The organism is uncultured Sphingomonas sp. (genome assembly GCF_964250165.1).
In the GTDB taxonomy this organism is placed as follows: domain Bacteria; phylum Pseudomonadota; class Alphaproteobacteria; order Sphingomonadales; family Sphingomonadaceae; genus Sphingomonas.
This window is the reverse complement of record NZ_CAXUEK010000004.1, coordinates 37,453-63,778: the sequence shown is the minus strand read 5'-3', so window position 1 is coordinate 63,778 and position 26,326 is coordinate 37,453. Positions and strand designations below refer to the sequence as shown.

General features: G+C 71.5%; 28 protein-coding genes. 20 read left to right on the top strand and 8 right to left on the bottom strand.

The window, feature by feature from the left end; all coding sequences use genetic code 11:
* Positions 1 to 120: 120 nt before the first annotated feature.
* From ACFE64_RS01600 to leuB, 6 genes are all read left to right on the top strand, one after another.
* On the top strand, positions 121 to 1,782 hold the full coding sequence (locus ACFE64_RS01600; RefSeq protein WP_375390713.1) for a DUF3857 domain-containing protein: 1,662 nt from the start codon (positions 121 to 123) through the stop codon (positions 1,780 to 1,782).
* A 36-nt stretch (positions 1,783 to 1,818) separates the two neighbouring features.
* Entirely contained in the window at positions 1,819 to 2,925 is a 1,107-nt protein-coding gene (locus ACFE64_RS01595) for a tetratricopeptide repeat protein (protein ID WP_375390695.1), read from the top strand.
* A gap of 54 nt (positions 2,926 to 2,979) precedes the next feature.
* Positions 2,980 to 3,927 carry a polysaccharide deacetylase gene (locus tag ACFE64_RS01590; RefSeq protein WP_375390694.1) on the top strand — a complete coding sequence of 316 codons (948 nt, stop codon included), beginning with the start codon at positions 2,980 to 2,982 and terminating at the stop codon, positions 3,925 to 3,927.
* 197 nt (positions 3,928 to 4,124) lie between these two features.
* Positions 4,125 to 4,940, top strand: coding sequence for a GNAT family N-acetyltransferase (locus ACFE64_RS01585; protein ID WP_375390693.1), 816 nt, complete (start codon positions 4,125 to 4,127; stop codon positions 4,938 to 4,940).
* 15 nt (positions 4,941 to 4,955) lie between these two features.
* The gene (gene recO / locus ACFE64_RS01580; RefSeq protein WP_375390692.1) at positions 4,956 to 5,687 is read left to right on the top strand and encodes a DNA repair protein RecO; all 732 of its coding nucleotides are present in this window, start codon (positions 4,956 to 4,958) and stop codon (positions 5,685 to 5,687) included.
* Positions 5,688 to 5,732: 45 nt separating this feature from the next.
* Entirely contained in the window at positions 5,733 to 6,776 is a 1,044-nt protein-coding gene (leuB, locus tag ACFE64_RS01575; protein WP_375390691.1) for a 3-isopropylmalate dehydrogenase, read from the top strand.
* A 34-nt stretch (positions 6,777 to 6,810) separates the two neighbouring features.
* On the opposite strand, the gene ACFE64_RS01570 is transcribed toward leuB, so the two are convergent.
* The gene (locus tag ACFE64_RS01570; RefSeq protein ID WP_375390690.1) at positions 6,811 to 8,046 is read right to left on the bottom strand and encodes a phospholipid carrier-dependent glycosyltransferase; all 1,236 of its coding nucleotides are present in this window, start codon (positions 8,044 to 8,046) and stop codon (positions 6,811 to 6,813) included.
* A 114-nt stretch (positions 8,047 to 8,160) separates the two neighbouring features.
* On the opposite strand from ACFE64_RS01570, the gene ACFE64_RS01565 reads away from it, so the two are divergent.
* The 4 genes from ACFE64_RS01565 to ACFE64_RS01550 are packed head-to-tail and all read left to right on the top strand — an operon-like array spanning position 8,161 to position 11,189.
* Entirely contained in the window at positions 8,161 to 9,366 is a 1,206-nt protein-coding gene (locus tag ACFE64_RS01565; RefSeq protein ID WP_375390689.1) for a trans-sulfuration enzyme family protein, read from the top strand.
* 14 nt (positions 9,367 to 9,380) lie between these two features.
* Complete coding sequence (apaG, locus tag ACFE64_RS01560; protein ID WP_375390712.1) at positions 9,381 to 9,779, top strand: Co2+/Mg2+ efflux protein ApaG; 399 nt, start codon at positions 9,381 to 9,383, stop codon at positions 9,777 to 9,779.
* Positions 9,780 to 9,810: 31 nt separating this feature from the next.
* On the top strand, positions 9,811 to 10,596 hold the full coding sequence (locus tag ACFE64_RS01555; RefSeq protein WP_375390688.1) for a LysR family transcriptional regulator: 786 nt from the start codon (positions 9,811 to 9,813) through the stop codon (positions 10,594 to 10,596).
* Positions 10,593 to 11,189, top strand: coding sequence for a GNAT family N-acetyltransferase (locus ACFE64_RS01550; RefSeq protein WP_375390687.1), 597 nt, complete (start codon positions 10,593 to 10,595; stop codon positions 11,187 to 11,189). Before ACFE64_RS01555 ends, ACFE64_RS01550 begins: the two co-directional genes overlap by 4 nt.
* Here ACFE64_RS01550 and ACFE64_RS01545 read toward each other — a convergent pair.
* On the bottom strand, positions 11,113 to 11,952 hold the full coding sequence (locus ACFE64_RS01545; RefSeq protein ID WP_375390686.1) for an ABC transporter permease: 840 nt from the start codon (positions 11,950 to 11,952) through the stop codon (positions 11,113 to 11,115). The two genes, ACFE64_RS01550 and ACFE64_RS01545, sit on opposite strands and share 77 nt — an antisense overlap.
* 52 nt (positions 11,953 to 12,004) lie before the next feature.
* Between ACFE64_RS01545 and ACFE64_RS01540 the strand changes: the two genes are divergently transcribed.
* The 8 genes from ACFE64_RS01540 (at position 12,005) to queE (ending at position 20,738) form a co-directional block, all read left to right on the top strand.
* Positions 12,005 to 12,661 carry a GcrA family cell cycle regulator gene (locus ACFE64_RS01540; protein WP_375390685.1) on the top strand — a complete coding sequence of 219 codons (657 nt, stop codon included), beginning with the start codon at positions 12,005 to 12,007 and terminating at the stop codon, positions 12,659 to 12,661.
* 150 nt (positions 12,662 to 12,811) lie between these two features.
* The gene (gene parE, locus ACFE64_RS01535; RefSeq protein WP_375390684.1) at positions 12,812 to 14,806 is read left to right on the top strand and encodes a DNA topoisomerase IV subunit B; all 1,995 of its coding nucleotides are present in this window, start codon (positions 12,812 to 12,814) and stop codon (positions 14,804 to 14,806) included.
* Positions 14,807 to 14,837: 31 nt separating this feature from the next.
* The gene (locus ACFE64_RS01530; protein ID WP_375390683.1) at positions 14,838 to 15,926 is read left to right on the top strand and encodes a PEPxxWA-CTERM sorting domain-containing protein; all 1,089 of its coding nucleotides are present in this window, start codon (positions 14,838 to 14,840) and stop codon (positions 15,924 to 15,926) included.
* A gap of 125 nt (positions 15,927 to 16,051) precedes the next feature.
* A complete protein-coding gene (locus ACFE64_RS01525) occupies positions 16,052 to 17,248 on the top strand; it encodes an aspartate aminotransferase family protein (protein WP_375390682.1) in 1,197 nt (398 codons plus the stop codon).
* 162 nt (positions 17,249 to 17,410) lie between these two features.
* On the top strand, positions 17,411 to 18,328 hold the full coding sequence (gene argF / locus ACFE64_RS01520) for an ornithine carbamoyltransferase (protein WP_375390681.1): 918 nt from the start codon (positions 17,411 to 17,413) through the stop codon (positions 18,326 to 18,328).
* A 46-nt stretch (positions 18,329 to 18,374) separates the two neighbouring features.
* Complete coding sequence (locus ACFE64_RS01515; RefSeq protein ID WP_375390680.1) at positions 18,375 to 19,289, top strand: Hsp33 family molecular chaperone HslO; 915 nt, start codon at positions 18,375 to 18,377, stop codon at positions 19,287 to 19,289.
* Between the two features lie 136 nt (positions 19,290 to 19,425).
* Positions 19,426 to 20,109: a 7-cyano-7-deazaguanine synthase QueC gene (queC, locus tag ACFE64_RS01510; protein WP_375390679.1), complete on the top strand. Its 684-nt coding sequence runs from the start codon at positions 19,426 to 19,428 to the stop codon at positions 20,107 to 20,109.
* Positions 20,106 to 20,738 carry a 7-carboxy-7-deazaguanine synthase gene (gene queE / locus ACFE64_RS01505; RefSeq protein WP_375390678.1) on the top strand — a complete coding sequence of 211 codons (633 nt, stop codon included), beginning with the start codon at positions 20,106 to 20,108 and terminating at the stop codon, positions 20,736 to 20,738. Before queC ends, queE begins: the two co-directional genes overlap by 4 nt.
* Positions 20,739 to 20,740: 2 nt before the next feature.
* Here queE and ACFE64_RS01500 read toward each other — a convergent pair whose 3' ends face one another.
* The 3 genes from ACFE64_RS01500 to lipB all read right to left on the bottom strand — a co-directional run bounded on the left by ACFE64_RS01500 (position 20,741) and on the right by lipB (position 22,664).
* Positions 20,741 to 21,439, bottom strand: a complete 699-nt coding sequence (locus ACFE64_RS01500) for a hypothetical protein (protein ID WP_375390677.1) — start codon at positions 21,437 to 21,439, stop codon at positions 20,741 to 20,743.
* 192 nt (positions 21,440 to 21,631) lie between these two features.
* A complete protein-coding gene (locus ACFE64_RS01495; protein WP_375390676.1) occupies positions 21,632 to 21,910 on the bottom strand; it encodes a hypothetical protein in 279 nt (92 codons plus the stop codon).
* A 91-nt stretch (positions 21,911 to 22,001) separates the two neighbouring features.
* Complete coding sequence (gene lipB / locus ACFE64_RS01490) at positions 22,002 to 22,664, bottom strand: lipoyl(octanoyl) transferase LipB (protein ID WP_375390675.1); 663 nt, start codon at positions 22,662 to 22,664, stop codon at positions 22,002 to 22,004.
* An 89-nt stretch (positions 22,665 to 22,753) separates the two neighbouring features.
* On the opposite strand from lipB, the gene ACFE64_RS01485 reads away from it, so the two are divergent.
* Complete coding sequence (locus ACFE64_RS01485) at positions 22,754 to 23,584, top strand: hypothetical protein (RefSeq protein ID WP_375390674.1); 831 nt, start codon at positions 22,754 to 22,756, stop codon at positions 23,582 to 23,584.
* Positions 23,581 to 24,309: a hypothetical protein gene (locus ACFE64_RS01480; RefSeq protein WP_375390673.1), complete on the top strand. Its 729-nt coding sequence runs from the start codon at positions 23,581 to 23,583 to the stop codon at positions 24,307 to 24,309. Before ACFE64_RS01485 ends, ACFE64_RS01480 begins: the two co-directional genes overlap by 4 nt.
* On the opposite strand, the gene ACFE64_RS01475 is transcribed toward ACFE64_RS01480, so the two are convergent.
* From ACFE64_RS01475 to ACFE64_RS01465, 3 genes are read right to left on the bottom strand one after another with little or no spacing between them, the layout of a single operon-like run.
* Positions 24,288 to 24,881 carry a GNAT family N-acetyltransferase gene (locus tag ACFE64_RS01475; RefSeq protein WP_375390672.1) on the bottom strand — a complete coding sequence of 198 codons (594 nt, stop codon included), beginning with the start codon at positions 24,879 to 24,881 and terminating at the stop codon, positions 24,288 to 24,290. The genes ACFE64_RS01480 and ACFE64_RS01475 overlap by 22 nt on opposite strands.
* A 22-nt stretch (positions 24,882 to 24,903) precedes the next feature.
* Entirely contained in the window at positions 24,904 to 25,761 is an 858-nt protein-coding gene (hemF, locus tag ACFE64_RS01470) for an oxygen-dependent coproporphyrinogen oxidase (RefSeq protein ID WP_375390671.1), read from the bottom strand.
* 44 nt (positions 25,762 to 25,805) lie between these two features.
* Positions 25,806 to 26,255 carry a tRNA (cytidine(34)-2'-O)-methyltransferase gene (locus tag ACFE64_RS01465; protein ID WP_375390670.1) on the bottom strand — a complete coding sequence of 150 codons (450 nt, stop codon included), beginning with the start codon at positions 26,253 to 26,255 and terminating at the stop codon, positions 25,806 to 25,808.
* Positions 26,256 to 26,326 lie beyond the last annotated feature (71 nt).

Below are 26,326 nucleotides of genomic sequence, written 5' to 3'. Positions count from 1 at the left end.
GCGTTGGCTCGCGCTAGCGGTGCAGCCTTCCGCTTGCGCGTTGACGCCTTCTTCACGCCGATCCATGTTTTGCCTGCACGCGCCGCGGGGACAAGGCGGCGTCAATCACAAGGGGTCGTGATGCGAAAGTCGGGGGTGATCGGAGGGCTGCTGCTCGGCGCGGCGGCGGGAGCGGTACAGGCCTCGGACAAGCCGCTCTACCAACCGGCGCCCGCCTGGGTGACGCCCGCGCCGGCAATCGACCCGACCAAGCTCGGCGAGGACGCGCCGCTGTTCCTGACGCTCGACCAGCAGGACCGGCTCGCCGAGGGGACGGTCTGGTCCTATCGTGATGTGGCGACGCGCATGGCGTCGCCGGAGGTGGTGCAGCAGGCGGGCACGATCACGATCGAATGGAGCCCGGCCAAGGGAGACCTGCTGGTCCACAAGGTCGAGATCCTCCGCGGCGGCCAGCACATCGACGCGCTGGCGGGCGGCAGGCAGTTCACCGTCATCCGCCGCGAGCAGCAGCTGGAGCGGATGGCGATCGACGGGCAGCTCACCGCGACGCTGGCCGTCGAGGGGTTGCAGGTCGGCGACGTGCTGCACACCGTCGTCACGGTGACGCGCAAGGAGGATGCGCTCGGCGGCGGCGTCCAGGACGTGCTCCAGGCGCCGGCCGCGCCAGCGCGCGTCGGCTTCGCGCGCACCCGGCTGCTCTGGCCCGCCGCCGCGCCGATCAGGTGGAAAGTATCGGCCGAAGGTACTGCGCCGCAGCTGACGAGCGTCGGCGGCGAGCGCGAGCTGGTGCTCACCGGGGTGCTGCCCAAGCCCGCCGAATTGCCCGCCGACACGCCGCTGCGCTTTCGCAAACTGCCGATCGTCGAGGCGGCCAGCTTCGCCGACTGGGCGGCAGTGTCCAAGGTAATGGCGCCCTATTACGCCGTCGACCGCGCGATCACGCCCGGCGGCGCGCTTGCGCACGAGGCGGCGGCGATCGCGGCGGCGCAGAGCGATCCGCTCAAGCGCGCGGACGCCGCGCTGGAGCTGGTGCAGAGCAAGGTCCGCTACCTCTTCAATGGCCTCGACAAGGGCAATTACGTGCCCCAGCCCGCCGAGCAGACCTGGACGCTGCGCTACGGCGACTGCAAGGCCAAGACGGTGCTGCTGCTGGCGCTGCTGCACGAGCTGGGCGTGCCGGCAGAGGCGGTGCTGGCCAGCGCCGATCTGGGCGATGCGGTGCCCGAGCGGCTGCCGAGCGCGGCGGCCTTCAATCACGTGCTGGTCCACGCCACGATCACGGGCAAGGATTACTGGCTCGACGACACCGGCGCGGGGACGCGCTTTCCCGACATCGGGGACGTGCCGCCGCTGCGCTGGGTGCTGCCGCTGCGCGCCACCGGCGCCGAACTGCTGCGCGTGCCGACGCAGCCGCCGGCGCGGCCGCAGGCGGAGGTTGCGATCGACCTCGATCAGCGCGCCGGCGTGCTGCTGCCGGCCGTCGCGCACCTGAAGGTGACGGTGCGCGGCGCGGCGGCGGCGCTGTTGGGCATGGCCAAGACGCAGGGCAGCAAGGACCAGAAGGACCAGGCGGTCCAGAAGATGGTCTCGGACATCATCGGCGGCGACGCGGTGATTACCGGCTACACGCTCGCTTATGATCCCGTCGAGGCCGTGGCGACGGTGGACGCGACGAGCACGGTCACAACCTTGTGGACCCGGCTCGACGGTCGCTGGCGGCTGCCGCTTGACCGCACGGTGGGCAAGCTCGAATTCGATCCCGACCGCTCGCGTGCCGCCTGACAGGCGCTGCCGGTCAGCACCGGTGGACCCGCGGCGATGACGGCGCGCATGCGGGTCGAGCTGCCCGGCGATCTCAAGGCGTACACGCTGGACGGCGACAGCACCGTCCCCGCGCCGCTGGGCGCAACCACCATCCGCCGCACCGTCACGCAAGCGGGCGGCGCGGTGGAAGCCGTCGACCAGGTCAGCGCGACCGGTGCGGAGATCGCCCCCGGCGACGTGGCGGCGATGCGCGCCAAGGTAGCGCTCGCCAAATCGCGGCTGCTGACGCTGATCGCACCGGCCGACCTACCACCGCGCTGGCGGCTCGTGCAGGATGCGAGAGCGACGGGAGCGCTGAAGACGATCCTGGCTGCTTATGCCGACGCGATCTCCGCCGATCCGGACAATGTCGACGCTTATGTAAACCGCGCCAATTTCCTGAGCGGCATCTATGACTGGAAGGCGGCGCTGCCCGATCTCGACAGGGCGGTGGCGCTGGCGCCCACGGCGGACCGGTATCTCAGCCGTGCGACGGCGGAGCAGATCGCCGGCCTGGACGCCAAAGCGTTCGTCGACCTGGAGGCGGCGCACAGGCTCGAGCCGGCATCGCCCGACGATCTCGACCAGCTCGGCCGCTATCTCATCGCCCACGGCCAGAAGGATCAGGCGCTGGCGCTGGTGCAGGAGCAGATCGACGCCGGCGGCACGGCCAAGGCCGCGATGGTCTCGCGCAAGGCGAGCCTGCTGGCGCTGGCCGGCGACCGGGACGCGGCGCTGGCCGCGGTGGACCAAGCCGTGGCGCTCAAGCCGGGCGACCCTTCACTGCTGAACGAGCGCTGCTGGCTCAAGGCGCAGCTGGCGATCCAGCTCGACACCGCGCTGAAGGACTGCACCAAGGCGATCGAGCTGAGCGACGCGACCGGCGCGGCGCTCGACAGCCGCGCATTGGTCTATTTCCGGCTGAACCGGTTCGACGATGCGCTGGCCGATCTCGGCGCGGCGCTGGAGCAGAACCCCGATCAGGCGGGCAGCCTCTATCTGCGCGGCATCATCTACAGTCACCAGAACAAGGCGGCGGATGCCCGGCGTGACCTGGACGCCGCGATCTTCATGGCGCCCCGGATCGCGACAAACTATAAGCCGTTCGGCATCGCGCCGTAGCAACCCCGCGTCGGGTTTGAGGATTGTTCACTCCGCCGAGCTATGGCTGGCGCGATGACCCGCGTCTTCCTGACGATCGACGCCGAGATCGCGTGGCGCCACCATCGGGCGGGGCTGCCGCTCGCGGAGATCGAGCGGCGGTCGTTCGACGGCGCCGCGGTCGGCCTCGCCTATCAGCTCGCGACGCTGGCGCGGCACGGGCTCAAGGCGTGCGTGTTCGTCGATCCGATGCCGGCGCTGGTCTACGGTCTCGCGCCCGTCAGCCGCGTCGTCGAGCAGGTGCTGGCGGCGGGGCAGGAGGTGCAGCTGCATCTTCACCCGCAATGGGCGGGCGCACGGGCCGGTGAGGCTGGGGCGCAGGGCCGCTTCCAGCTGTGGGAGTTCCACGAGGCGGCGCAGCGCGACCTGATCGCGGGCGCGGCCGAGCTGCTGGCGGCCGCGGGCGCGCCGCCCCCGGTCGCCTTCCGCGCCGGCAGCTATGCAGCGGACGACGCGACGCTGCCGGCGCTGGCGGGGCTCGGCATCCGCTATGACAGCAGCCACAACGGCGCGGAGGCCGGGGCCAGCCGGATCGGGCTGCCCGCGCGCCAGATCGCGCCGGTCGCGCGGGCGGGCGTGGTCGAGGTGCCGGTGACGGTGATCGAGGATCGCCCCGGGCGGCTGCGCACGTTCCAGCCCTGCGCGCTTTCGGCGAGCGAGGCGGCCGATGCGCTGGACCACGCCGCCGCCGCCGATCATGCGGCGGTGACGATCGTCAGCCACAGCTTCGAACTCGCCAACCGCGCCGGCACGCGCGCCAACGCGGTGCATGTCCGCCGTTTCCACGCGCTGTGCGATCTGCTCGACCGTCGGCGCGACATGCTGCCGACGACGTGGTTCCGCGACGGGCCCGACCTGCCGCTCGACCGCGCCGACGCCCCGCTCGGCCCCGCCCGCCTGCGCACCCGCTGGCGCCAGGCGGAGCAGCTCTGGTCCAACTGGGTGGAGGAGAGAGCGGCGTGACTGTTCCTCTCGTTCCTCCCCGGGACGGGGAGGGGGACCACCGGGCGCAGCCCGCTGGTGGAGGGGGCTGCGTTGCGAGCGGTCAGCCTGGATCGGGGCCCCCTCCACCACGCGAGCAAGCTCGCGCATTCCCCCTCGCCGTCCCGGGGAGGAGCGAAGAGGTCGCCCTCCGCTTCCAGATCGGCGCGCGCACGCTGTTGGCGGTCCGCCGCCGGCTGGTCCGCGTCGCGCTGTCGCTCGACGACGCGCTTGCCGGTCGCGTCCCGGCGCTCGGCGCGGTGGAACAGGCGGAGGGCCTGCTCGTCACCTCGCTGCCGGTCGCCGCACTCGCCGATCTTCCGCCGGCGGGCCGCCTCGTCCACATTCGCCAGCGTTACGCGCGTCACTGGATCGACCTCGCGGCGGGTGAGGCGGCGTGGCGCGCCGCGCTGTCGGCCGATCTTCGCCGCCGGCTCCGGCGCAAGGATCAGCGGCTGCGCGCAACCGGCGCTGAAGTGCGGCGCTATGCCACGCCCGCGGAGATCGCCGCCTTCCACCCGCTCGCCCGGGCGGTATCGGCGCGGACCTATCAGGAGCGGCTGCTCGACGCCGGCCTGCCCGCCGATCCGGCGCCGCTGCTCGCGCTCGCGGCCGCGGACCGGGTGCGCGCCTGGCTGCTGGTCCTCGACGGTGCGCCGATCGCATATCTCTGCTGCACCGCGGACGGCGCGACGCTGCGTTACGACCATGTCGGGCATGATCCGGTTGCGGCTAGCCGGAGCCCCGGAACGGTGCTGCTCGCGACGGCGCTCGCGGACCTGTTCGGCGAGGGTCGCTGGGACCGGTTCGACTTCACCGAGGGCGACGGGCGGCACAAGCGGCAGCTGGCGACGGGCGGCGTGGAGTGTGTCGATCTGCTGCTGCTCGGGCCGACGGCGGCGAACCGCGCGCTGCTCGCCGCTATGCGCGGTTTCGACGCCATGGTCGCATGGGCAAAGCGGCGGGTGCCGAGGCTGCGTCGGCTCGGCCGATAGTGCTAGGACGCGCGCATGCACCTGCGCGCCGACGCCATCGTCCTCGCGGTCCGCGGCCATGGCGAGCATGGCGCGGTCGTCCGCGCCTTCACGCGCGATGACGGCGTGCAGCCCGGCTATGTGCGGGGCGGGCATTCGGGGCGGCTGCGGCCGGCGCTGCAGGCGGGCAACCTCGTGCAGGGCGAATGGCGCGCGCGCACCGGCGAGCAGCTGGCGGCGCTGACCGTCGAGCTGGTCCATAGCCGGGCGCCGCTGCACCGCGAGCCGCTCCCCGCCGCCGCGCTCGACTGGGTGACGGCGCTGACCGCGGCGGCGCTGCCGGAGGCGCAGCCCTATCCGCGGCTGCACGACGGGCTTGCCGGGATGCTCGACGCGCTGGAGGCGGCGCCCGCGGCGCGGGGCTGGGCGGCGGCGCTGGTGCGCTACGAGCTGCTGCTGCTCGCCGAGCTCGGCTTCGGCCTCGACCTGGAGCGGTGCGTCGCGACCGGCGCGACGGACGACCTCGCCTTCGTCAGCCCGCGGAGCGGCGGTGCGGTGAGCCGGGGAGCGGCGGCGGGCTATGAGGACCGGCTGCTGGCACTGCCGCGCTTCGCGCGCGTGGGCGGTCCGGCGGACTGGACCGACATCCTCGCCGGCCTGGCACTGACCGGCCATTTCCTCGCGCGTGACCTGCTTCACGACCGTCGCGCCGAACCGCTCGCCGCCCGCGCGCGGCTGGTCGAGCGGCTGCAACGCGCGGTTGCGTGAGGGCGTGCGCGCCGTCATGGCCGCGGTCGCAATGGGAGTGAGCGTTTGGCCCTGATCGCAGTCCTGCCCGGCGACGGCATCGGCCCCGAGGTGACCGCCGAGGCGGTGCGGGTGCTCGACGCGCTCGACCTCGATCTGACCTTCGCGCACGCGCCTGCCGGCGGCGCGGCCTATCTCGCCGCCGCGCATCCGCTGCCGCCCGAGACGCTCGCGCTCGCGCAGCGGGCCGATGCCGTGCTGTTCGGCGCGGTGGGGGCGCCCGAATATGACGGGCTGGAGCGCGAGCTGCGCCCCGAACAGGCGATCCTGGGCCTGCGCAAGCGGCTGAAACTGTTCGCCAACCTGCGCCCCGTCCGCCTGTTTCCCGGGCTGGAGGACGCCAGCGCGCTCAAGCCCGACATCGCGCGCGCGATTGACCTGCTGATCGTGCGCGAGCTGACCGGCGACATCTATTTCGGCGAGCACAGCCGCGGCCGCACGCCTGACGGCCTGCGCTATGGCCGCGACGTCATGCAATATGACGAGGCGGAGATCGCCCGCATCGCCCGCATCGCCTTCGCGGCGGCGGCGGGGCGGCGCGGGCAGCTGCTGTCGGTCGACAAGGCCAATGTGCTGGAGACCTCGGCGGTGTGGCGCGAGGTGGTCAACGAGGTGCGCCGCGACTTCCCCGGCGTGCAACTCACCCACATGTACGTCGACAATGCCGCGATGCAGCTGGTGCGCGATCCCGGCCAGTTCGACGTCATCGTCTGCGGCAACCTCTTCGGGGACATCCTGTCGGACCAGGCCTCGATGTGCGCCGGCTCGATCGGCATGCTCCCCTCCGCCGCGCTCGACGAGGACGGCAAGGGGCTGTTCGAGCCGATCCACGGCTCCGCGCCCGACATCGCCGGGCAGGGCAAGGCGAACCCGTGCGCGGCGATCCTGTCGGCGGCGATGCTGCTGCGCCATTCGCTGCGGCTGCCCGAACCGGCGGACCGGATCGAGGCGGCGGTGGCCGCCGCGATCGCCGGCGGCGCGCGCACCGCCGATCTGGGCGGGACCTGCTCGACGCAGGCGATGGGCGATGCGGTGCTGGCGGCGCTCTGATCTGATCCTCCCCGTCCCGGGGAGGATCAGATCATCACGGCCAGGTGCTGAACCACATCCAGTGTCGGAAGGCGGGCGGCCCCCAGAGCGGCCGGGCGGAGACGATCGGGTAGAAATAGAGGAACAGCCCGCCCGTCAGCGCCACCGCCGCCTCGTCCCAGTAGCGCAGCCGCCCGCGGCCATAGCGGTCGAACGCGGCGGCGAGGGCGAGCGGCAGCCACAGGCTGGGTAGGTAATAATAGTAATAGAAGCCGAGGCTCTTGGGGATCAGCGCCCACATGCCCCAGCCGGCGAGCCACAGCGCCGCCACCCCGCCCAGCGCCGCGGACTGCTCGCGCCGCCACGCCCACAGGCAGGCGGCGACCGCGAGGAGGCCGCCCCACATCACCGCCGGGTTGCCGATCATCAGGATGCCGCGCATCGCGCCGTCGGCCGGCTCGTACAGATACCAGATCGGGCGGATCAGCAGCGGCCAGCTCCACCAGGACGACTGATAGGTGTGCGGCGGCAGCACCTGTCGCTGTTCGCTCAGCATCTGGAGCTGGAACGGCAGCAGGGTGGCGAGCGTCAGCGGCTGCTCGGCGTAGAAGAAGGCGGGCAGGAAGGTGAGGAGATACGCCGCCGCGCTCGCCAGCCCGAGCGTCAGAAGCGCGCGCACCGGTCCCAGTCCCGGCCAGCGCCACGGCGCGCGCCGCTTCGCCAGCACGAATCCCGCCGCGGCGAGCGCGATATAGGGGACGGCGAGCCACTTCACGCCGGCGGCGAGGCCCAGCAGCACGCTGCCAGCGAGCCAGCGTCGCCGGACCACGCCGCCCCGGCCCCGCATCGCCCACAGCATCGTCGCGAGCGCGGCGACGACGAAGGCCGCGAGGAATCCGTCCAGCATCGCGATCCGCGCCTGCACGAACAGCGTGATGTTGAAGATCGCGAACAGCGCCGTCAGCACGGCCGTGCGCAGCCGCCCGAACAGCAGCCAGGCGCACGCGAACAGCGCCAGCACCGTCGCCGTGCCCGCGAGCGTCGAGAGCGCGCGCCAGCCCAGCGCGTCGTCACCGAACATCCTCATGCCGAGCCCGATCAGCGCCTTGCCGAGTAGCGGGTGCTCGGTGTTCCACGGCCGCTCCAGCCCCCACAGGATGCGCGCGGCGGGGACGTAGTGGATTTCGTCGAACACCAGCTTGTGCGGGGTGGTGAGCCGCCAGGAGAAGAGCAGCTGCGCCGCCAGGCCGAGCAGCAACGCGGCGGGCAGCGGACGGCGAAAAAGGGACACGATCGTTCCTGTTCTCGTTCGGCCGGGCGCTGACAACCCCTAACCCCAGGAGTCGAGCCCGGGATGACGAGGAAAGGTTGCAGCCCTTCCGCCGAACCGGCAAAGCGCGCGCCCATGAAGCGTTTCACCGGGCAGGATCGCGCGATCACCGACGGCTGGCGGCCGGCCACCCGCGCCGTGCGCGGCGGCACCGCGCGCTCCGAATGGGGCGAGACGTCCGAGGCGCTGTTCCTGACGTCGGGCTATTCCTACGATCGGGCGGGCGATGCCGCGGCGCGCTTTGCCGGCGAGCAGGTCGGGATGACCTATTCCCGTCTCCAGAACCCCACCGTCGAGATGCTGGAGCAGCGCATCGCCTTGCTGGAGGGAGCGGAGGCGTGCCGCGCCACCGCGTCCGGCATGGCGGCGATGACCGCGGCGCTGCTCTGCCAGCTGTCCGCCGGCGATCACATGGTGGGCGGGCGCGCCGCGTTCGGCTCGTGCCGCTGGCTGACCGACACGCTCCTGCCGCGGTTCGGCATCGCCACCACGGTGGTCGACGCGCGCGACCCGCAGGCGTTCGTCGACGCGTGTCGGCCAGAGACCAGGGTCTTCTTCTTCGAGACGCCCGCCAACCCGACGCTGGACGTGGTCGACCTGGCCGCCGTGTGCGGGATCGCGCGCGACCGCGGGATCACGACCGTGGTCGACAACGCCTTCGCGACGCCGGCCCTGCAGCGGCCGCTGGAATGGGGCGCGGACGTGGTCGCCTATTCCGCCACCAAGATGATGGACGGGCAGGGGCGCGTACTCGCCGGCGCGGTGTGCGGGACGCAGGATTTCATCGACAACACGCTGCTGCCGTTCACCCGCAATACCGGGCCGACGCTGTCGCCGTTCAACGCGTGGGTGGTGCTGAAGGGATTGGAGACGCTGGACCTGCGCATCCGCCGCCAGTCGGAGAGCGCGCTGGCGGTCGGCCGGTTCCTGGAGGGCCGGGTGCCGCGGATGCTGCATCCGGGGCTCGCCAGCCACCCGCAGCACGCGCTGGCGATGCGCCAGATGGCCGCCGCCGGCCCGATCTTCGCGTTCGAGGTCGCGGATCGCACGCAGGCGCACGGGCTGCTCGACGCGCTGCAGCTGATCGACATCTCCAACAACATCGGCGATTCGCGCTCGCTGATGTGTCATCCCGCTTCCACCACCCATTCCGGCGTCGCCGAGGACAAGCGGCTGGACATGGGCGTCACCGAGGGATTGCTGCGGCTCAACGTCGGCCTGGAGGACCCGCTCGACCTGATCGACGATCTGGACCAGGCGCTGCGGGCGGTCGGGCTGTGAGCGCGACGGCGATGATGAAGGCGCTGTTTCCGCACGCCGCGACCACCGGCGGCGTTACCGTGCGCGTGTCGGTCAGCTACCTACCCGAGCAATCGGAGCCGCGCCGCGGCCGCTGGTTCTGGGCCTACCACATCCGCATCGAGAACGAGGGCGCGGAGGCGGTGCAGCTGCTCACCCGCCGCTGGGTCATCACCGACGGGCGCGGCGCGCGCCATTCGGTGGAGGGCGAGGGCGTGGTCGGCGAGCAGCCGCTGATCGAGCCGGGCGCGAGCTACGACTATGTCTCGGGCTGCCCGCTGGCGACGCCGACCGGGGCTATGCAGGGCAGCTATCGCATGGTCGGCGAGGATGGCCGGGCGTTCGACGTCGAGATCCCCCGCTTCGCGCTGGTCGCGCCGGCGGTGGCTTCTTGAACTCCTCCCCGGCACGGGGAGGATCGGGGCGGTGAAGCGCACCCACCTCCCGCTCAACGGCCTGCGCGTGCTCGACGCCGCCGCCCGGCACCTGTCCTTCACCCGCGCCGCGGACGAGCTGGCGGTTACGCCGGCCGCGGTCGGCCAGCAGATCAGGGCGCTGGAGGACATGCTCGGCGTCGTCCTGTTCCGCCGCACCACGCGCGGGCTGGAGCTGACGCCCGAGGCGGCCGCGGGGCTCGAGCCGCTGCGCGACGGCTTCCTCCACTTCGAGGAGGCGGTGCGCGCGATGCAGGCGGGGCAGACCTCCAAATCGCTGACGATCGCGGCGCCGCGCGACGTGACGGAGAAGTGGCTGATGCCGCGCCTCGCCCGCATCGCGGCGGCGGACGGCGAGCTGCGCTTCGTGCTGCTCGCCGCCGACGGGGCGGTCGACTTCGCCGAGGCCAATCTCGATCTGGCGGTGCGCTGGGGCGAAGGGCCGGGGGCGGAGGAGGGCGAGGCGATCGAGTCGGAGGGGCTGGTGACGGTCGCCGCGCCCGGCGGCGGCGCGGCGGGGACGATCGCCTGGCCGGGGCTGCCCGATCCTACCGCCCCGCTGCAGGTCGGCGATGCCGGGCTGGCGATCGACGCCGCGGCGGCGGGGCTGGGCCGCGCGACGGTGCCCGAGCTGCTCGCGCGCACCGACCTCGGCACCGGACGCGTCGTCGCGCTGGACGAGGCGCGGCCGAGCGCGCACGGCTATTGGCTGGTCGCCCCGCTGCCGCAATGGCGCCAGCGCAAGGTGCAGGCGCTGGTCGACGCGCTGACGGCATGACGCCGATCCTTGCGACGGAGCGGCTCCGGCTGCGGCCGGCGCGGGTCGACGATGCCGAGGCGCTGCACCCCGGCTATGCCGATGAAGCGGCGATGCGCTACTGGTCGCACGCGCCCCACACCGATCCGGCGCAGACCCGCGCGAAGCTGACGCGCAACCTGGCGGCCGAGGGCTGGCGCATGTGGGTCGCGACGCTGGCCGACGACGACCGGGCGATCGGCACGGCGTCCGTCCACGATACCCGGCCGGGCGAGGTGGCGGAGATCGGCTATTCGCTGGTGCGCGCCCACTGGGGCCGCGGGCTGGCGCGCGAGATGGTGGCGGCGCTGCTCGACCGGCTATTCCGCGCCGAGGGGCTGCGCCGCGTGTTCGCCGACACGGACCCGGACAATGCCGCCTCCAACCGCCTGCTGGCGGCGCTCGGCTTCACGCTGGAGGGGCGGCTGCGGGGCGAATGGCGGACGCATCTCGGCGTGCGCGACTCGCTCATCTGGGGGCTGCTCGCCGACGAATGGCTCAGTTCTTCAGCTTCCACCCGCTCCGCAGCAGCGCATAGCACAGCATCGCCAGCGCCGCGTCCGCCACCAGCATGATCGCGCCGCCCAGCCGCACCGGCGAGTCGGCGAAGCCCAGGAAACCGTAGCGGAAGCCCGAGATGATGTAGAAGAACGGATTGGCGTGGCTGAACGCGCGGAACGCCGGCGCCAGCCGGTCGACCGAATAGAAGGTGCCTGACAGCAGCGACAGCGGCGCGATCACGAAGTTGGTGACCGCGGCGGCATGGTCGAACTTCTCGGCCCAGATCGAGGTCAGCACGCCCAGCAGCGCCAGGAACGCGGCGCCCATGAACCCGAACCACAGCACCGCCAGCGGGTGCACCGGCGTGACGTGGACGCCCGGATACAGCGCCATCGCCGCCCAGCAGATCAGCCCGACGAGGAACGCCCGCGTCATCGCGCCGCCGACCAGCGCGGTCAGCAGCTCGCCGGTCGAGAGCGGCGGCTGGAGATAGTCGACGATCGTGCCCTGGATCTTGCCGACCAACAGCGAGAAACTGGCGTTGGCGAAGGCGGGCCCCATCATGCCCTGGCTGATGATGAGGCCGGGCGCGATGAAATCGGCGAAGGGGATCACCGTGCCGCCCACCTGCACCGGCCGCCGCGCGCCGGTCGAGACGGTGAAGACGATCAGGAACAGCAGCGTGGTGGCCGCGGGCGCCCACAGCGTCTGGAGCTGCACCTTGAAGAAGCGGCGCACCTCCTTCACATAGAGGGTCTTCAGGCCGCCCCAATTGACGTTGCGGATCACCGGCTCGCCGGGCGCATGTCCGATCGCAGAGGGTGGCCGGGTGCTCATGGGGGGCGGGTAACCGCTGGGGCCGCCGCCCGCAACGCTTTAAGGAACGTGCATGTCCTGGACCGACGACCGCATCGACCAGCTCAAGACGATGTGGGAGGCGGGGCAGACCGCCAGCCAGATCGCCGACGCGCTGGGCGGGGTCAGCCGCAACGCCGTGATCGGCAAGGCGCATCGCCTGGGGCTGCAGGCGCGCCCCTCGCCGGTCAGGCCCAACGAGCCGGAGGCCGTCGCGCCCGAGCCGGAGCCCGTCGCGCCGCCACCCCCGCCCGCGCCCGAGCCGGTGCGCGAGGCCGCGCCCGCGGAACCCGCCACGATCGAGGTCGACGACGATGCCGCCCCGTCGCCCTCGCCGCCGCCGCTGCCGCCGGCACCGGTGATGCGCTCGGTCGGCCCGGGCGGCTTCGTGCGTCAGACGCCGGGCGAGCAGCAGCCGCCGTCGCAGCCCGCGCCGCCGCGCCGGCTGGTCCCCGCCAAGCCTTCATCCGAAGTCGCCGGCAAGACCTCGCTGCTCGACCTCAACGACCGCATCTGCAAATGGCCGCTCGGCCATCCCGGCGAGCCCGACTTCCACTTCTGCGGCGACAAGGTGAATCCCGGTTTCCCCTATTGCGTCGCGCATTGCGGGCATGCCTATCAGGCGCAGCTGCCGCGCCGCGATCGCCGCGCGCCGCCGCCGCTGCCGTTCGGCGGGCCACGCGTGCGCTGACGCAAGGGGCAGCGCTGCTGCCGCCCGGTTTCCCCGAACTTCCACTATATTCCACAAGCGTGGATCGCGGCGGGCCCAAGGTGGTCCGCCGACGGCGGAGCGTGACGGCCGCAGCTTGCCCGTCGCTCCCGCGTCCCCCATACGTTCCCCATGGCCGACGACCTGTTCGCTTCCCCGCCCGCGACCTCGGGCGCCTATGACGCTTCCGCCATCGAGGTGCTGGAGGGGCTGGAGCCGGTGCGGCGGCGGCCGGGCATGTATGTCGGCGGCACCGACGAGCGCGCGCTGCACCACCTCGCCGCCGAGGTGCTGGACAACGCGATGGACGAGGCGGTGGCAGGCCATGCGACGCGGATCGAGGTGACGCTGGAGCCGGGCAACCGGCTCACGGTTGTCGACAACGGCCGCGGCATCCCCGTCGATCCGCACCCGAAGTTCCCGGACAAGTCGGCGCTGGAGGTGATCCTGTCGACGCTGCACTCGGGCGGCAAGTTCGCGGGCAAGGCCTATGCGACGTCGGGCGGTCTCCACGGCGTGGGCGTGTCGGTGGTCAACGCGCTGTCGAGCGATACGGTGGTGGAGGTCGCGCGCGACCGCCAGCTCTATCGCCAGCGGTTCGCGCGCGGGCAGACGCTGGGGCCGCTGGAGCATGTCGGCGCGGCGCCCAACCGGCGCGGCACGACCGTCGCCTTCACGCCCGACGCGGAGATCTTCGGGCCGGAGCTGCACTTCAAGCCGCAGCGGCTGTATCGGCTCGCCCGGTCCAAGGCCTATCTGTTCGCCGGCGTCGAGATCCGGTGGCGGTGTGCGCCCGAGCTCCTCGGCGACGACACGCCCGCCGAGGCGGTGTTCCAGTTCCCCGGCGGGCTCGCCGATCATCTGCGCGAGCAGGTCGGCGGGCGCGAGTGCGCGACGGCCGAGTTCTTCTCGGGTGCGCAGGATTTCCCGAAGGCCTCGGATGGAGCTGGGGCGGGCCGTGTCGAATGGGCCGTCGCCTGGCCGCTGTGGAGCGACGGCAGCTACAGCTGGTATTGCAACACCATCCCGACGCCCGACGGGGGCACACACGAGCAGGGGCTGCGCCAGGCGCTGGTGCGCGGCCTGCGCCAGTTCGGCGAGCTGGTGAAGGACAAGCGCGCGAAGGAGCTGACCGCCGACGACGTGATGGTCGGCTCCGAGTTGATGCTCTCCGTCTTCGTCCGCGAGCCGCAATTCCAGTCGCAGACCAAGGACCGGCTGACCTCGCCCGAGGCGGCGGGGCTGGTGGAAAAGGCGCTGCGCGACCATTTCGACCATTGGCTCTCGGCGCACATGGATCGCGGCAAGGCGCTGCTCGGCTATGTCGTCGAGCGCATGGAGGATCGCCTCCGCCGCAAGCAGGAGCGCGAGGTCAAGCGCAAGACCGCCACCTCCGCGCGCAAGCTGCGCCTGCCCGGCAAGCTGACCGACTGCGCCAGCGACAGCCCCGCGGGGACCGAGCTGTTCATCGTCGAGGGTGATTCGGCCGGCGGCTCGGCCAAGCAGGCGCGCGACCGCAAGACGCAGGCGATCCTGCCGATCCGCGGCAAGATCCTGAACGTGGCGTCCGCGACCGCCGCGAAGATCGGCGCGAACGCCGAGATCGCCGACCTGATCCAGGCGCTCGGTTGCGGCACGCGCAAGGATTGCGACGTGGGGGCGCTGCGCTACGAGCGCGTCGTCATCATGACCGACGCCGACGTCGACGGGGCGCACATCGCGACGCTGCTGATGACCTTCTTCTTCCAGGAGATGCCGGACCTCGTGCGGCGCGGCCACCTCCACCTCGCCCAGCCGCCGCTCTACCGGCTGACGAGCGGCGCGAAGTCGCTTTATGCCCGCGACGATGCGCACCGCGCTGCGATCGAGGCGGGACCGTTCAAGGGCAAGAAGGTGGAGGTCTCACGCTTCAAGGGGCTGGGCGAGATGAATCCCATGCAGCTGCGCGAGACCACCATGGACCCCAGGACGCGCGGCATGATCCGCATCACCCTGCCGCAGGAATATGAGGAGCGCGCCGGCGTGCGCGACCTGGTCGACCGGTTGATGGGCAACAACCCCGCGCACCGCTTCGCCTTCATCCAGGAGAATGCGGGGCGGCTGGAAGAGGAGGCAATCGACGCATGACGGCGTCAGCGTCATCTACTCCATTTGGGTGATGCGCGGCACCGCCATCGCGGTTCTGCTTGACGACGGCGCGCGCGAGTCGCGCCTCGGCGTTGAGGGGGAACAGATGCGACTCCGTTTGCTGGTGTGCGCGATTGCGACGGTTGGTCTATCTTCGGCCAGCGCCGCGTCGGTCAGGATCTATACGGATCAGGGCGAGTTCATCGCCGCGCTCGAACGGTCCGTCACCGCCGATCTCAATGCTCTGGGCAATGGCTTCTACGGCGGTCGCAGCTACGGCCCGGGGAGCTTGTCCGACCATGGCGTGACGGTGCGGAGCACCAACGACTACATCTTCTCCAGCAACAACAACGCCTACGGCCCGGGGTCCTACTTGCAGATCCAGCAAGGAACCCCGACCGACGCCACGTTCAGCGTGGCCACGGCGGGGAACGCCTTCGGTTTCAACGTCGCGGGCGGCGCGCCTATTTCGCTGACATTTGGGAGCGACACGGTCACCCTGCCGATCAACGGCTACCCGACCTTCTCGTATATCGGCTTCATCGCGGATCATGCCGGCACGAGCGTCACGCTGTCCAGTCCGGGCGGCGGCGTGGACGTGGACAACATTACCTTCGGCAACGGCGATGGCGCCGGTTATGCGCCGCGCGAATATGCCGGCGGCACCCCGGACGACCCGCAACGGCTCTCCGGCACCGCCGTCACCGACGTCGGCGGACACATCTCCGGCCAATACGGACCGCAGGCCTATGTCGGCTTCGACTGGGCCGGGGGCGACTTCACCGCACTGGGTGCGCTGACCGGGGCGGACCCGGCCGCGACGTTCAGCTTCAATCTCTACGCGAGCGGCGACCCTCTCAACCCGCTCACCACGGTGTCGCTGACGAACGCCAACAGTTTCTCCGGCTTCCTGTCGCGCAGCCTGGCGGCGGGTTCCTATAGCATCGGGTTCACGACCACGAGCGCGTTCGACCCGGATTGGACGATCCGCTTCGAAACGCCGGTCGCCGGCGACGCCTCCGCAGCGCCCGAGCCGGCGACCTGGGCGATGACGGTCGCCGGGTTCGGCCTGATCGGCGGCACGATGCGGCGTCGTGCCAGAGTGCCGGCCAGGGCGTGAATCGGCCCCTGCGCTAACGGAGGGCGACGCGCCGGTGACGTGGGGTTGTGACGCTCCGGTCGCGCCGGTATGACGGGAGAGGGCGGTCCAGCGCGGGCCGCCCTTTCGCGTTAGGAGCTCGTACCGTGGCGATCACCCCCCTCATGCCCGTCTACCCGCGCTGCGGGGTGAGGCCGGTGCGAGGCGAGGGCTGCTACCTCTATGGCGAGGACGGGACGCAGTATCTCGACATGGCGGCCGGCATCGCGGTCAACGCGCTCGGCCACGCGCATCCCAAGCTGGTCGAGGCGATCGCCCGCCAGGCGGCGACGCTGATGCACGTCTCCAACCTCTACGGCAGCCCGCAGGGCGAGCGGCTGGCGCAACGGCTGGTCGACCTCACCTTCGCCGACACGGTGTTCTTCACCAATTCGGGCGTCGAGGCGGTGGAATGCGCGATCAAGACCGCGCGCCGCTTCCACCATGCGGAGGGCAACCCGCAGCGGAACACGCTGATCTGCTTCAACCAGGCGTTCCACGGCCGCACGCTGGGCGCGATCTCGGCGACCAACCAGGCGAAGATGCGCGACGGCTTCGAGCCGCTGCTGCCCGGCTTCGTCTATGCGCCGTTCAACGATCTCGACGCCGCGCTGGCGCTCGTCGACGACCGCACCGCGGGTTTCCTGGTCGAACCGATCCAGGGCGAAGGCGGGGTGTCGGTCGGCACCGACGCGTTCCTGCAGGGCTTGCGCGCCGCCTGCGATGCGCATGGCCTGATGCTGGTGTTCGACGAGGTGCAGTGTGGCTACGGGCGCACCGGCACGATGTTCTACCACGAACAGGTTGGAATCGTCCCCGACATCATGGCGGTGGCGAAGGGGATCGGCGGCGGCTTCCCGCTCGGCGCGTGCCTGGCGACCGAGCAGGCCGCCAGGGGCATGGTGGTCGGCACCCACGGCTCGACTTATGGCGGCAACCCGCTCGCCATGGCGGCCGGCGAGGCGGTGCTGGACGTGATGGGCGAGCCCGGCTTCCTGGCGCATGTCGGCGCGATGGGCGAGCGGCTGCGGGCGTCGCTGGAGCAGATGATCCCCAATCACGATCACCTGTTCCAGGAGGTGCGCGGCAAGGGACTGATGCTCGGGCTCAAGCTGAAGCCGCCGGTCGAGGCGCGCGCGTTCGTGGGCTTCCTGCGCGACGAGTACCGGCTGCTGACGGTGTCGGCGGGCGAGAACGTCGTGCGCATCCTGCCGCCGCTGGTGATCGACGAGCACCACATCGCCGAATGCGTCGAGACGCTGAGCGCGGCGGCGCGCGTGTATGTGACGCCGAGCGATGACTGAGGCGATTTTACTCCTGCCCCGCTCTGCGGGGGAGGAGGACCGCGTCGCGTCAGCGGCGTGGTGGAGGGGGCGCGGCGGCGAAGCCGACGCTGGCGCGGCAGCCCCCCACCACCATGCTTCGCATGGTCCCCCTCCCCCGCGGAGCGGGGGAGGAGAATAGCCGTGCGCCACTTCCTCTCTTTCTCCTCCGCCGGCGCCGACGGGGTCGCCGCGATCCTCGCCGATGCGCTCGACCGCAAGGCGGCGCGGGCCGGCTGGCCGAAGGGCAGGGCGGACGCCGACGCGCCGCTCGCTGGGCATGTCCTCGCCTGCGTGTTCGAGAAGAACTCGACGCGCACCCGCGTCTCCTTCGACGTGGCGATGCGCCAGCTCGGCGGCGCGGCGCTGGTGCTCGACAGCGCCACCAGCCAGCTCGGCCGCGGCGAGACGGTGGCGGACACCGCGCGCGTGCTGAGCGGCTATTGCGACGCGATCATGTGCCGCACCGACCAGCACGCCAAGCTGGCGGAGATGGCGGCCCATGCCACCGTCCCGGTCATCAACGGCCTGACCGACGCGTCGCATCCGTGCCAGATCATGGCCGACCTGCTGACCATTCTGGAAACCGGCAAGGCGCTGCCCGGGCTGAAGGTCGCCTGGCTGGGCGACGGCAACAACGTGCTCGCTTCGATCGTCGAGGCGGCGTCCCTCCTGCAGTTCGACGTGGTCGCCGCCTGCCCGCAGGGGTTCCAGCCCGCCGAGGCGGCGATCGCGGCGGCGTCGGGGCGGGCCCGCGTCGTCGCTGACCCGCGCGAGGCGGTGGCGGACGCGGACGTGGTCGTCACCGACACGTGGATCTCGATGGGCCAGGATCATGCCGAGACCAAGCTCCGGGCGCTCGCCCCCTATCAGGTCGACGCGGCGCTGATGGCGGCGGCGAAGCCCGACGCGAAGTTCCTGCACTGCCTGCCCGCGCATCGCGGCGAGGAGGTGACGGCCGACGTCATCGACGGCCCGCAATCGCTAATCTGGCCCGAGGCGGAGAACCGCCTGCACGCGCAGAAGAGCATCCTGCGCTGGTGCTTCGGCCAGATCGGCTAGACGGAGGCTCGGTTGATCGGGACGCGCGCGATCACCACCTGACGGCATGATCAAAACGCCAGCAGATATCGACCGCGCGCTCGGTTTCGCCATCCCCGGTCGCCATGCGCGTGGCCGCCTCGTCCGGCTCGGGGCGACGCTGGACAGCATCCTGCGCGCGCACGCCTATCCGCCCGCGATCGAGCGCCTGCTCGCCGAGGCGCTGACGCTGACGGCGCTGATCGGCGCGACCCTGAAGGACCCGTCCGGCCAGCTGACGATGCAGACCCGCGCGGAGGCCGGCGTCGTGCGGCTGCTGGTCTGCGACTATCGCGGTGGCGAGCTGCGCGGTTACGTCGACTATGACGCCGTCGCACTCGCCGCGGCGCCGGTTGAGCCGGACGTCCAGGCGCTGTTCGGCGCGGCCTATCTCGCCATCACCTTCGACCTGGCGTCCACGGGCGAGCGGTATCAGGGGATCGTGCCGCTCGACGGCGCGACGCTGGCGGCGGCGGCGGAGCATTATTTCGTTCAATCCGAGCAGATCCCGACGCTGGTGCGCGTCGGCATCGGTCGGGGCGCGGACGGCGGCACGATCGCGGGCGCGCTGCTGCTCCAGCACCTGCCCGAGGGCGAGGAAGGGCGCGAGCGGCTGCACGTGCGGCTCGATCACCCCGAATGGGAGCATGTCGCCATCCTCGGCCAGACCATCGCGGCGACCGAGCTCGCCGATCCGGCGCTGCCGCTGGAAACGCTGTTGTGGCGGCTGTTCAACGAGGACGAGGTGCGCGTGCTCGCCGCCACACCCGTCGCGCGCGGCTGCCGCTGCGATCCGGACCATATCGCGGGCGTGCTGGCGCGGTTTCCGGCCGACGAGCGGGCCGCGATGGCGGACGCGGACGGCATGATCCAAGTCGACTGCGCCTTCTGCGCGCAGGCGTTCCGCGTGCCCGCCGAGCCACGATCGCCTGATCCCTATTAACCTGGTCTTCATTTCTCCCCGGCTATCCGGCTCCCGTGCTTCGGCACGCTTTTCTCCCTTGATGAACGCCTCGGGCCGCCTTCGGGCGGCCCCTTTTTCGTTGCGGCGCGGCAGGGGCGCGCCTAGCTCCGATGGCATGACCGCACCGCTCGCCGTGGCGCTCGTTTCCGGCGGGCTCGACTCGATGGTCGCCGCCGCCGGCGCGCGTGCGGACGGCTTCGGCCTGCTCGCGCTCTCGATCGATTACCATCAGCGCCATCGCGTCGAGCTGGACGCGGCACACCGCGTCGCCACCGCGCTCGGAGCGGAGCGGCACATCGTGCTGCCGCTCGATCTGTCGGCGTTCGGCGGCTCGGCCCTGACCGCTGACATCGCCGTGCCCAAGGGCGGCGTCGAGCCCGGCATCCCCGTCACCTACGTGCCGGCGCGCAACACGATCTTTCTCGGCCTGGCGCTCGGCTGGGCGGAGGCGGCCGGCGCGCGCGACCTGTTCATCGGCGTCAACGCGCTCGACTATTCGGGCTATCCGGATTGCCGGCCCGAGTTCATCGCCGGCTTCGAGCGGCTGGCGGAGCTCGCCACCAAGGCCGGCGTGGAGGGCAGCCCGTTCCGCATCCACGCCCCGCTCCAGGCGATGACCAAGGCCGACATCGTGCGCGAGGGGATGCGGCTCGGGCTCGATCTGGGGCTGAGCTGGTCCTGCTACGATCCGACCCCGGCCGGCCTGCACTGCGGGCGGTGCGACAGCTGCCGGCTGCGCCACAAGGGTTTCCTCGACGCCGGCGTCCCCGATCCGACGGCTTACGCGCAGGTCCCGTGAGCTACGCCGTCAAGGAAATGTTCCTCACGCTCCAGGGGGAAGGCGTGAACGCCGGCCGGCGTGCGGTGTTCGTGCGCTTTGCCGGATGCAACCTGTGGTCCGGCCGCGAGCAGGATCGCGCAACCGCGGTGTGCCGGTTCTGCGACACCGATTTCGTCGGCGTCGACGGCGCGGGCGGCGGCCGCTTCGCCGATGCGGACGCGCTGGCCGACGCCGCGCAGGGGTTCTGGGGCGCGGGGACCGAGGACCGCTTCGCCGTGCTCACCGGCGGCGAACCGATGCTCCAGGTGGACGATGCGCTCGTCGATGCGTTGCACGCGCGTGGCTTCCGTATCGCCATGGAGAGCAACGGCACGTTGCCCGCGCATCCGCGCATCGACTGGCTATGCATCAGTCCCAAGGCAGGCAGCAGCGTGGTCCAGCGTGCGGGCGACGAGCTGAAGCTGGTCTGGCCGCAGCCGGGCACCGATCTGGCGGCGCTGGATACTTGGGATTTCGCCCACCGCCTCATCCAGCCGCTCGACGACGGGGATGCCGAGGCGAACCGCGCCGCCTGCGTCGAGCTCATCATGGCGCAGCCGCGCTGGCGGCTGTCGCTCCAGACCCACAAGCTGCTGGGTCTGCGCTGATCCTAGTTCGCGGCAGTCGCCACCGGCGCCGGAGGCCAGGCCAGCGCGCCGCACTTCTTGGCGACCCACAGCCCCTTCTTGTCCCAGCACACCGGATCGAAGCGCGGCAGCGCGGTGCCGTCGGCGACGTGGACGAAGCCGGGGCGCACCTCGTCTCCCCAGGAGCCGAACAGGCTGTTGCGCATCTGCTGCAGCCGGTCAGCCGCGAGGGCGCCGAACTGGCCGCGCGGCTGGAACACCGCGTCGCGGCCGATCGCCGCGGCCGTCTGGCAGAAACCGAGCTGGCCACCGACGGTGACGAAACTGGAATAGGTGCGGGTGCCGAACTGGTCGAGCGCCTTCTGCCCCGCGCCGGCGGCTTTGTTGGTGCGGGCGAAATATTTGGTCAGGATCCGTTGCGATCCGTCGAACTCGGCGTCGTGGTCCTTCAGGACGGCGTTGTAGTTGGGCACGGTGAGCAGGGTCGGCTCGAACTGGCATTGCAGCGCGGCGACGTTGAGCGCGGCGCGCATGTTCCAGACCATCGCGGCGCGCACTTCGGCGGGCGTCGCGTCGGGCAGCTTCTGGCTGAGGACGCCGGGTTCGCCGCCCGTCACCGTCGCGCCGTCGAACCGGTGGCTCTGGAGGTGGAACTGCGCGGCCGCCGGCCCGGCGAGGGCGAACGCAGCGGCGGCGGCGAGGGCGAGGCGGGAGACGATCATGGGGGCGGCTTCCTCCACTGAAGCGGTGACTTGGACGGATTCTACCCCCTGGCGAATCCAAACCCAAGCCTTTCCAGCGTGCTGAGCCGCCCGATTGCCACACTGTTGCGACGAACGCCCGCGCCACACGCGAGAAAGGGCCGCCCGGCATCCCGGACGGCCCCGCATCGCACGCTCGCCTAGCGAACGAGATTACATGTTGCCGGTGGTGTTCGCCGACATCGTGTCGTTGGCCGACATCGTGTCGTTCGACATCGCCGTGTCGTTGGCCATTGCCCCCGTGTTGGCGCCGCTGTCGACGGAGGTCATGTTGTCCGTGGCCATCGTGTCGGTGTCGCCAGTGGCGTTCATGTCGGTGACCATGGTGTTGTCGGTCGTGGTGGTGTCGGCCTTGGGGCCACAGGCCGAGACGGCCAGTGCCGCGCCGACGAGGACCGAGCCGGTCAGGACCTTGGAAATGAGTGCACGCATATGAAGCTCCCTAATGATAAAGGATTTGGACCGGCTTGGCTGCTCGAAACTCCCAAATCGCCGTGGGTATTAACTGCTACGCGCAAGTCCCTCAAGCCTCGATTTTGTGCGGACAAGAAAGAGTTTGCAGGAACTCGGCCGCGGTGAACGCCAGCGCCGCGTCAAAAGTTGCAAGATCGCCCTGGCGGCCCAGGGCGGCGAGGCTCGTCACGGGGTATTCCGCCAGCCCACACGGCACGATTCCTTCGAAATGCGTGAGATCGGGCGCGATGTTGACCGCGAAGCCGTGCAGGGTGACCCAGCGCCTGACCCGCACGCCGATCGCGCCGATCTTCGCCTCGCGGCCCCGGTCGAGCGTCCAGATCCCCACCCGGCCGGGCGCGCGGAACGCGGCGACGTCGAGCCGGGCGAGCGCGGCGATCACCCAGCCCTCCAGCGCATGGACGTAGCAGCGGACGTCGCGCCCGCGCCGGTTGAGATCGAGCACCGGATAGCCGATCCGCTGGCCGGGGCCGTGATAGGTATAGCGGCCGCCGCGCCCCGCCGCGACCACCGGAAAGCGCGGATCGATCAGTTCCGACGCTGCGGCGCTGGTGCCGGCGGTATAGACCGGCGGGTGCTCCAGCAGCCAGATCAGCTCGCCCGCCGCACCGGCCGCGACGGCGGCGGCGCGCGCCTCCATCGCCGCCAGCGTTTCGGCATAGGGCGACAGGCCGGGGCTGACGCGCCATTCGGGCAGGGGAAGCGGCTCCACGCCCGGGATGTGCGGCGGGGTGGGCGTCGGCGCAAGGTTGCCCGCCGCGCCCGTGCCGCCTACACGGCGGCGCGTAGCGGGAGGGCGACATGGCGAGGATCGGCGACGTCTGGGACAGCACGACGGATGTGCTGGCGGGCAGGGCGGGCGTGATCGCGCCGCTGGCGCTGGTGGCGTTCGTGCTGCCGTCCGCGGTGCAGAACGCCATCCGGCTCTACGGCGCGCCAGGCCCGGGCGCCGCGGCGCTCGTCGCGCTGATCGGACTGGCGGGGCTGCTGGCGAACCTCTGGGCGCAGCTCGCGATCATCGCGGTGGCCAGCCATCCGGCGACGGACCGCGCCGAGGCCGGGCGGCTCGCGCTGCGCCGGCTGCCGGCCAACCTCCTCGTGCTGCTTGTCCTGTTCGGGCTGGGCGTGCTGCTGGCGCTGCCGGTGGTCGCGACGCTGATCGCCACCCATTACGATTTCACCGCCGCGGCCGCTTACAAGGGAACGGGTACGATGCCGTCGATCGCGCCCGGCGCGTTCGGCTTCCTGGCGCTCTATTCGCTGGTCCTGATCGGGCTGGGCCTGTGGATCAGCGCGCGGCTGTTCCTGGTCAACGCCGTCATCCTGAACGAGCATCGCGCGCTGGGCGCGCTGCGCCGCTCGTTCGAACTGACCCGCGGGCTGACGTGGAAGCTGATCGGCGTCGCGCTGCTGTTCTTCGTGGTGTTCACGGTCTCGCTGCTGGCCGCACAATCGGTGGTCGGGATCGTGTTCCGGCTGGTGCTGGGGCCCGAGAACATCGCCACCGCGCAGTTCATGGCGGCGATCGCGGCCGCGCTGGTGACGGCGGCGTTCACCTCGGTCGTGCAGGTGTTCGCGGCGCGGCTGTATGCGGCGGTGACGGGCGGCGGGAGCGCGCCGGTCCCGGCATGAGGGTGACGGCCGCCGGTGTGGTGGCGGACGCGGCGGCCCTGGCCCGCCGCGACCGCGCGCTCCTGCTTGCGGTGGCGGGGCCGTTCTGGTTCCTGCCGGCCTATGCGCTGGGTTTGCTGCTGCCCGCGCCGCCGAAGCTGCCGCCGACCGCCGACATGCCCGCGCGCGCGCAGGTGCTGGCGCAATGGCTGACCGCGCAGGCGCCCTGGTATCTGCTCGCCTTCGGGCTCGGCTTGTGGGGCTCGGCAACCGTCTACCGGCTCTACCTCGACGAGACCCGACCCAGCGTGGCGACCGCGCTGCGGCGCGGCGCGGCGCTGTGGCCGCGCCTGTTGCTGGCGAGCGGCCTGGTGGCGCTGATGGCGGGGGCGGGCCTGCTGCTCTGGGTGCTGCCGGGCATCTATGTCCTCGGGCGGCTGCTGCCTGCCGGGCCGGCGCTGGCGGCCGAGCCGCGGCTGTCCGCCATCGCCGCGGTCGCACGCGCCTTCCGGCTGACGCGCGGCTCGGGCGGCGCGCTGGCCGTGGTGACGGCGGCGGTGCTGGGGATCGGCTGGCTCGCCGCCGAGCCGCTGCTGCTGCTCGAAGGATGGCTGCGCGCGCAAGGCGACGGGGGCAATCCGATCGCCATCGCCATGGTCGATGCGGGCGCGGCGGCGGTGTCGGCGGCGACCGCGCTCGCCTCGGCGCTGCTGGCGGTGTCGGCCTATCGGCGGCTGGTCAGGTAGGGAACCTGGGGCGCGCAGTCTTCGGGCAGCACGCCCAGCGCGCGCGGGTCGGCGAACGTCTCGATCGTGCGGGCGATCGGCGTGAAGCCCTGCGCGCGGTAGAAGCCGAGCGCGGAAGGGTGATCGAGCGTGCAGGTGTGCAGCCACACCCGCGTGACGCCCGGCCGCCACGCGCGCGCCAGCGCCTCCGCCATCAGCCAGCGGCCCAGCCCGCGCCCCGCCAGCTCGGGCGCGAGCGCGAAATAGCTGATCTCGCAGGCGCCGGCGACGCGGATGTCTAGCTCCAGCATGCCGACCTCGATCCCGGCGCGATCGACCGCGGCGTAGACCTCTACGGAAGAATCACGAATGATCGCCAACAGTTGCGCGTCGTCCATCACGAGCCGCGAGAACCACAGCCAGCGCGCGCCCACACGCCGGAACAGCGCCCGGTAAGCGTCGGGCGCGGGCGCGGGCCACCGTACCAGCCGCAGCGGCGCGTCGGGCAGCGGCCGCGGCCTGGGTCGTTCGCGCATCTCCAGCGTGGTGACGATCGTCGCCAGCTGCTCCGGCGGGACCGGCGTCAGGCCCATGCGGAAGCCTCCCCCCGACGCCTCACGACCATGTCGCGACCGGCGGCAGGCTCATCAGGATCGCGTCGATGTTGCCGCCGGTCTTGAGCCCGAACAGCGTGCCGCGGTCGTAGACCAGGTTGAACTCGGCATAGCGGCCCCGCCACGTCCGCTGCGCCGCCACCTCGACGTCGGTGAACGGCGTGTTCATGCGACGCCGCACGATCGCCGGATAACTCTCCAGAAAGGCTTGACCCACGTCCTGAGCCAAAGCGAGACCGGCGTCGAACGGGACCTCCAGGTGATCGTAGAAGATACCGCCGACCCCGCGATGCACCTGCCGGTGGGGGATGTAGAAATACTCGTCCGCCCATTGCCGGAAGCGGGGATAATAGCCGGGGTCATGTCGGTCGCACGCCGCCTGCAGCGCCGCGTGAAAGTCGGCGGTGTCGGCCGCGATCGGCAGTGGCGGGTTCAGGTCGGCGCCGCCGCCGAACCATTGCTTGGTGGTGCGCAGGAAGCGCAGGTTCATGTGGACTGCGGGCACGTGCGGGTTCGCCATGTGCGCGACCAGGCTGATACCGGTCGCGAAGAAGCGCGGGTCGTCGCCGGCGCCGTGGATGGTCCTGCCGAACTCGCCCTCGAAGGTGCCGCCGACGGTGGAGACGTTGACGCCCACCTTCTCGAACACGCGGCCCTTCATCACCCCGCGCACGCCGCCGCCATTTTCCTTGGCGCCGCCGGGCACGCCGGACGGGTCGGTGCGATCCCAGGGAATGTATTCGAAGGTCGCCCCGGACGCCGCCTCGCGCTCGATCGCTTCGAAGGCGGCGCAGATGCGGTCGCGCAGACCCTCAAACGCGACGCGGGCGGCGGCTTGCTGAGCGTCGAGCGGCGGCATGACCGGGCCCATAGCAATCCTCGCCCGGCTTGCCAGGCGGCGTTTCACTCTGGCCAGCCATGCGTCTGGCGCAGCGCCTCGCCCAGCGCGAGCGCCGCCGCGAGCGCGACGTTGAGCGAACGCAGCCCCGGCCGCATCGGAATGCGCACGCGCAGATCGGCGCGGGCGTGCACGGCCGCGGGCACGCCGGCCCCTTCCGAGCCGAGCAGCAGCACGTCGTCGGTGCGGAAGCGCGCCGCCGGCAGCGGCTCGGCGCCGGCGGTGGTGAGGAGCACGACGCGGCCCGCGACCTGCTCGGCGAAGGCGGCCCAGTCCGCATGCCGGTTTACCGCGACGGCGTCGGCGTAATCCATGCCCGCGCGGCGGAGCGCCCGATCGCTCCAGGCGAAGCCCATCGGTTCGATCAGGTCGACGCCGACGCCCAGGCACGCCGCCAGCCGGAGGATCGCGCCGACATTGCCGGCGATGTCGGGCTGGTGGAGGGCGAGACGCACCGCCGTTGTGTAAACCCGGTCGCCCATTGGGTAAAAGGGAGTTGGCAAAGCGGCGAGGGGGCGTTTATGGC

Bases quoted from the DNA above. Each gene is read 5' to 3' on its own strand.
- ACFE64_RS01600 (WP_375390713.1), top strand. From the start codon at position 121: ATGCGAAAGTCGGGGGTGATCGGAGGGCTGCTGCTCGGCGCGGCGGCG.
- ACFE64_RS01595 (WP_375390695.1), top strand. From the start codon at position 1,819: ATGACGGCGCGCATGCGGGTCGAGCTGCCCGGCGATCTCAAGGCGTAC.
- ACFE64_RS01590 (WP_375390694.1), top strand. From the start codon at position 2,980: ATGACCCGCGTCTTCCTGACGATCGACGCCGAGATCGCGTGGCGCCAC.
- recO (WP_375390692.1), top strand. From the start codon at position 4,956: ATGCACCTGCGCGCCGACGCCATCGTCCTCGCGGTCCGCGGCCATGGC.
- ACFE64_RS01565 (WP_375390689.1), top strand. From the start codon at position 8,161: ATGAAGCGTTTCACCGGGCAGGATCGCGCGATCACCGACGGCTGGCGG.
- apaG (WP_375390712.1), top strand. From the start codon at position 9,381: ATGAAGGCGCTGTTTCCGCACGCCGCGACCACCGGCGGCGTTACCGTG.
- ACFE64_RS01550 (WP_375390687.1), top strand. From the start codon at position 10,593: ATGACGCCGATCCTTGCGACGGAGCGGCTCCGGCTGCGGCCGGCGCGG.
- ACFE64_RS01545 (WP_375390686.1), bottom strand. From the start codon at position 11,952: ATGAGCACCCGGCCACCCTCTGCGATCGGACATGCGCCCGGCGAGCCG.
- ACFE64_RS01540 (WP_375390685.1), top strand. From the start codon at position 12,005: ATGTCCTGGACCGACGACCGCATCGACCAGCTCAAGACGATGTGGGAG.
- parE (WP_375390684.1), top strand. From the start codon at position 12,812: ATGGCCGACGACCTGTTCGCTTCCCCGCCCGCGACCTCGGGCGCCTAT.
- ACFE64_RS01530 (WP_375390683.1), top strand. From the start codon at position 14,838: ATGCGCGGCACCGCCATCGCGGTTCTGCTTGACGACGGCGCGCGCGAG.
- ACFE64_RS01515 (WP_375390680.1), top strand. From the start codon at position 18,375: ATGATCAAAACGCCAGCAGATATCGACCGCGCGCTCGGTTTCGCCATC.
- queC (WP_375390679.1), top strand. From the start codon at position 19,426: ATGACCGCACCGCTCGCCGTGGCGCTCGTTTCCGGCGGGCTCGACTCG.
- ACFE64_RS01500 (WP_375390677.1), bottom strand. From the start codon at position 21,439: ATGATCGTCTCCCGCCTCGCCCTCGCCGCCGCCGCTGCGTTCGCCCTC.
- ACFE64_RS01495 (WP_375390676.1), bottom strand. From the start codon at position 21,910: ATGCGTGCACTCATTTCCAAGGTCCTGACCGGCTCGGTCCTCGTCGGC.
- ACFE64_RS01485 (WP_375390674.1), top strand. From the start codon at position 22,754: ATGGCGAGGATCGGCGACGTCTGGGACAGCACGACGGATGTGCTGGCG.
- ACFE64_RS01480 (WP_375390673.1), top strand. From the start codon at position 23,581: ATGAGGGTGACGGCCGCCGGTGTGGTGGCGGACGCGGCGGCCCTGGCC.
- ACFE64_RS01475 (WP_375390672.1), bottom strand. From the start codon at position 24,881: ATGGGCCTGACGCCGGTCCCGCCGGAGCAGCTGGCGACGATCGTCACC.
- hemF (WP_375390671.1), bottom strand. From the start codon at position 25,761: ATGCCGCCGCTCGACGCTCAGCAAGCCGCCGCCCGCGTCGCGTTTGAG.